This window comes from Streptococcus caecimuris, assembly GCF_943193075.1.
Classification (GTDB): domain Bacteria; phylum Bacillota; class Bacilli; order Lactobacillales; family Streptococcaceae; genus Streptococcus; species Streptococcus caecimuris.
The window spans coordinates 1-4,990 of sequence record NZ_CALPCT010000041.1; the positions used below are offsets into that span (position 1 = coordinate 1).

The 4,990-nt window shown below is 44.2% G+C and carries 6 protein-coding genes; all 6 read left to right on the forward strand.

The window, feature by feature from the left end; translation table 11 throughout:
* The first annotated feature begins 154 nt into the window (after positions 1-154).
* Positions 155-901, forward strand: a complete 747-nt coding sequence (gene truA / locus NFR56_RS09745; protein ID WP_021154450.1) for a tRNA pseudouridine(38-40) synthase TruA — start codon at positions 155-157, stop codon at positions 899-901.
* Positions 894-1,655, forward strand: a complete 762-nt coding sequence (locus NFR56_RS09750; protein ID WP_118095880.1) for a bifunctional hydroxymethylpyrimidine kinase/phosphomethylpyrimidine kinase — start codon at positions 894-896, stop codon at positions 1,653-1,655. The genes truA and NFR56_RS09750 overlap by 8 nt, the downstream gene beginning before the upstream one ends.
* Positions 1,645-2,115, forward strand: a complete 471-nt coding sequence (locus NFR56_RS09755) for an ECF transporter S component (RefSeq protein WP_003017988.1) — start codon at positions 1,645-1,647, stop codon at positions 2,113-2,115. The genes NFR56_RS09750 and NFR56_RS09755 overlap by 11 nt, the downstream gene beginning before the upstream one ends.
* Before the next feature lie 3 nt (positions 2,116-2,118).
* Positions 2,119-2,682, forward strand: a complete 564-nt coding sequence (locus tag NFR56_RS09760) for a TIGR01440 family protein (protein WP_070505432.1) — start codon at positions 2,119-2,121, stop codon at positions 2,680-2,682.
* A gap of 128 nt (positions 2,683-2,810) precedes the next feature.
* Positions 2,811-4,094: a trigger factor gene (gene tig, locus NFR56_RS09765; protein ID WP_003004508.1), complete on the forward strand. Its 1,284-nt coding sequence runs from the start codon at positions 2,811-2,813 to the stop codon at positions 4,092-4,094.
* Between the two features lie 226 nt (positions 4,095-4,320).
* Positions 4,321-4,905 carry a DNA-directed RNA polymerase subunit delta gene (rpoE, locus tag NFR56_RS09770; RefSeq protein WP_003010182.1) on the forward strand — a complete coding sequence of 195 codons (585 nt, stop codon included), beginning with the start codon at positions 4,321-4,323 and terminating at the stop codon, positions 4,903-4,905.
* Positions 4,906-4,990 lie beyond the last annotated feature (85 nt).

Here is a 4,990-nt window from a genome sequence, read left to right on the forward strand (position 1 = left end):
GCCCACTCAACCACTGCGTCTTGCTCGACAATCCAAAAACAATTGAGAGGCTAGGACTTTTGTCCCAGCCTCTTTTTGTGCTCGCAAAACTGTACCCGGACAGTTTGAGTTTTTCACTCTTGTAACCCCTTCTATATCCTGCTAAAATAAAACCATGACACGATACAAAGCAACCATTTCATATGACGGGACCTTGTTTGCAGGGTTTCAACGCCAACCGCATGCCCGTAGTGTGCAAGAGGAAATCGAGAAGACCTTGACGCGCCTCAATCAAGGAACCCCTGTTACTGTTCATGGAGCGGGTCGAACGGATTCAGGTGTCCATGCTCTTGGCCAGGTGATTCATTTTGATCTCCCCCAAGCGCGGGACGAGGAAAAGCTCCGCTTTGCCCTCGATACCCAAACCCCAGAGGATATTGATTTCATCCGAGTAGAGCAAGTAGCAGATGACTTTCACTCACGCTACAAGAAGCACAGCAAGACCTATGAATTCATCGTGGATTATGGTCGTCCCAAGAACCCCATGATGCGCCACTATGCCACCCACTATCCTTATCCTTTGGATGTGGAAAAGATGCAAGCGGCCATCCAAAAGTTGGAGGGAACCCATGATTTCACCGGTTTCACAGCTTCAGGAACCAGTGTGGAAGACAAGGTTCGTACGATTACAGAGGCTCGCTTGGTCGAGGATGCGGAACATCATCGCCTTGTCTTTACCTTTTCGGGCAATGGTTTTCTCTACAAGCAAATCCGCAATATGGTGGGAACTTTGTTGAAGATCGGAAATGATCGGATGCCGATCGAGCAGATCGATCTAATTTTAGAAAAGAAGGACCGCAATCTAGCAGGTCCTACAGCAGCGCCAAATGGCTTATATTTAAAGGAGATCCGTTATGAGTAATGAATTGATTCTAGCTATTTCAGGAAATGATATTTTTAGTGGGGGAGGTCTTCACGCAGACCTTGCAACTTATACGACTAATAAACAGCATGGTTTTGTGGCGGTGACTTGTTTGACCGCTATGACGGAGCACGGTTTTGAAGTGATTCCGGTGGATCCGACGACCTTTGCTCAACAGCTCAACTCCCTCAAAGATGTTCCTTTCTCTGCTATTAAACTCGGTCTTTTGCCAAATGTTGAAGTGGCAGACTTGGCCTTGGACTATGTCAAAGCCCATGCGGAGATCCCTGTGGTACTAGATCCTGTCTTGGTCTGCAAGGAAAGCCATGATGTAGAAGTTTCAGCTCTTCGAGATGAATTGATTAAGTTCTTCCCTTATGTGACCATCATCACGCCGAACTTGCCAGAAGCTGAGATCTTGACCCAAAGCAAGATTCAATCGCTCGACGATATGAAGGCGGCAGCGCGCAAGCTCCACGAATTAGGAGCGGCGAATGTCGTGGTCAAAGGAGGCAATCGTCTCAATAAAGAAAAGGCCATCGATGTCTTTTATGATGGGACAGACTTCACCGTCATTGAAGAGCCGGTCTTAGAAAAGAACAATACAGGAGCTGGTTGTACCTTTGCGTCTAGCATTTCCAGCCAGTTGGTAAGAGGGAAATCACCGCTTGAAGCTGTTAAAGCCTCTAAAGACTTTGTTTTCCAAGCGATTCAACATTCAGACCAGTATGGAGTAGTACAATATGACATCTAATCGAACTCAACTCATTGCCCGCCTCTCTATTTTGACAGCCTTGACAGTTGTACTTGGCTACTATACCAAACTTCCAACTCCTACAGGGATCGTCACCCTGCTAGATCTTGGTGCCTATTTCACAGCCTTCTATTTTGGACGCAAGGAAGGTGCTATTGTAGGCGGTGTCGGAGCCTTCTTATTGGATCTGATTTCAGGCTATCCTCAGTGGATGTTCTTTAGCCTCCTCTTTCACGGAGGCCAAGGCTATTTCGCTGGCTTCAAGGGCAAAGCTCGTTACCTAGGCTTGCTCCTTGCAACAGTCGTCATGGTAGGCGGTTACGCACTAGCTTCTGCTCTCTTTTTAGGCAATGGCTGGGGTGCTGCTATCTCGGACATTCCGAATAACCTCGCTCAGAATTTTGTTGGAATGGCTTTAGGCTATGTTGTCTATTATGCATTTCAAAAGAAAGGAAGCTAATTCATGGATCTGGAGCAACTGAAGAAGGATACAAAAGAAATCTTGGTAGATGTCTTGGAAAAAAGCCGTCTCCATCAAGGACAGATTCTAGTCCTCGGGATGTCTTCAAGTGAAGTTGCAGGAGGGCAAATTGGAAAGGCCTCCAACATCGACATTGCTGAAGCTATTGTCCAGACCTTGCTAGATGAGTTGAATCCAAGAGGGATTTATCTAGCGGTACAAGGATGTGAGCATCTCAATCGCGCCTTGGTGGTCGAAAGAGAATTGGCGGACAAGAAGGAGCTAGAAATCGTCAATGTCCTTCCGAGTCTCCATGCAGGAGGTGCTGGACAACTCGCAGCTTTCAAGTATTTTAAGGATCCTGTTGAGGTGGAATTTATCACAGCCCAAGCCGGGTTAGACATCGGAGATACCTCAGTAGGGATGCATGTCAAACACGTGCAAGTTCCGATTCGCCCTATCTTGCGTGAGCTAGGTGGAGCCCATGTCACAGCCCTTGCCAGTCGGCCAAAATTGATCGGCGGCGCCCGTGCTCTCTACCTCGATGATCCCATCCGAAAATCATAATCAGAACTAGCTTTTAAGGGCTAGTTTTTTTGGATGAAAAGAGAGGCAAAAACGTTTTAAAACTTGCAATTTCAAAGTTTTGTGGTAAAATTATAAGGAATGACTATATTATTTTAAGGAGAGACAGAATGTCTGTATCATTTGAAAACAAAGAAACTAACCACGGTGTATTGACTTTCACAATCAGCCAAGAGCAAATCAAACCTGCTTTGGACCGTGTGTTTGAGTCAGTTAAGAAAACTTTGAACGTACCTGGATTCCGTAAAGGTCATATTCCACGTCCAATCTTCAACCAACGTTTTGGTGAAGAAGCACTTTACCAAGATGCTTTGAACGATCTTCTTCCAGCAGCATATGAAGCAGCTGTTAAAGAAGCTGGAATCGAAGTGGTAGCACAACCAACTTTCGATGTTGTATCTATGGAAAAAGGTCAAGACTGGACATTGACAGCAGCTGTTGTCACAAAACCTGAAGTAAAATTGGGTGCTTACAAAGACCTTGAAGTATCAGTAGAAGTTTCTAAAGAAGTAACAGACGCTGATGTGGATGCTCGTATCGAACGCGAACGCAACAACTTGGCTGAATTGGTTGTTAAAGAAGGTGCTGCAGCAGAAGGTGACACAGTTGTGATCGACTTCGTAGGTTCTATCGACGGTGTTGAATTCGACGGTGGTAAAGGTGACAACTTCTCACTTGGACTTGGTTCAGGACAATTCATCCCAGGTTTCGAAGACCAATTGGTTGGACACTCTGCTGGTGAAACAGTTGATGTGATCGTAACCTTCCCAGAAGACTACCAAGCAGCTGACCTTGCAGGTAAAGAAGCGAAATTCGTGACAACGATCCACGAAGTAAAAGCAAAAGAAGTACCAGCTCTTGACGATGAATTGGCAAAAGACATCGACGAAGAAGTTGAAACTCTTGACGAATTGAAAGAAAAATACCGCAAAGAATTGGCAGCAGCTAAAGAAGAAGCATACAATGATGCAGTAGAAGCAGCAGCAATCGATCTTGCAGTTGAAAATGCTGAAATCGTTGACCTTCCAGAAGAAATGATCCACGAAGAAGTACACCGTTCAATCAACGAGTTCCTTGGAAACATGCAACGTCAAGGTATCTCACCTGAAATGTACTTCCAAATCACTGGAACAACTCAAGAAGATCTTCACAAACAATATGAAGCAGAAGCTGAAAGCCGTACGAAGACAAACCTTGTGGTTGAAGCAGTAGCGAAAGCAGAAGGCTTCGAAGCAACTGAAGAAGAAATCAACGCTGAAATCGAACAATTGGCAGCAGATTACAACATGCCAGTTGAACAAGTTCGCAACCTTCTTTCACCAGAAATGTTGAAACATGACATCACAGTGAAGAAAGCAGTGAACGTGATCACAAGCACAGCAAAAGTAAAATAATTGAGATAAAAAAGAAGAGCCGTGAGGCTCTTCTTTTTTATGATTTCATGGAGAATCCTGGAATTTTCCTTTGACGAAAGGGGAAATTTATCGTACAATAGAGTGTAACGATAAAATGCGTGATAGATTTAGTGACGAGAAGTTTTCAATCTATCATTGAGGATAGGATGAGGTTTAAGACCGGATCCTTCTCCATTTAGGAAATGAAACATAAGGAGATTTACCCTTGGAATTAGAAGTATTTGCTGGACAAGAAAAAAGTGAACTTTCTATGATTGAAGTGGCGCGTGCGATTTTGGAATTACGCGGACGTGACCATGAAATGTACTTTAGCGATCTTGTAAATGAAATTCAAAATTACCTTGAAAAATCAAACAGCGAGATCCGTGAAGCTCTTCCATTGTTCTACACAGAATTGAATGTAGATGGAAGCTTTATCCCACTTGGAGATAACAAATGGGGTCTTCGTTCATGGTATGCCATCGATGAAGTTGACGAAGAAATCATCGCTCTTGAAGAAACAGACGAAGATGAAACTCCTAAGAAACGGAAGAAAAAACGTGTCAATGCCTTCATGGATGGAGACGAAGATGCGATCGACTACAACGACGATGATCCAGAAGACGAAGAAGTTTACGAAGCAGATCCAGCTCTTTCATATGATGAAGAAAATCCAGATGATGAAAAGAGTGAAGTCGAAGCTTACGATGCTGAAATCAATGAAATCGTACCAGATGATTTAGGTGAGGAAGTTGAATTGAGCGAAGAAGACGACGAAGAAGAGGATTCTGAAGACGAGGAAGAAGAATAAATCATAAGAAGAGGCTGGGACAAAAGTCCTAGCCTCTCAATTGTTTTTGGATTGTCGAGCAAGACGCAGTGGTTGAGTGGGCTCT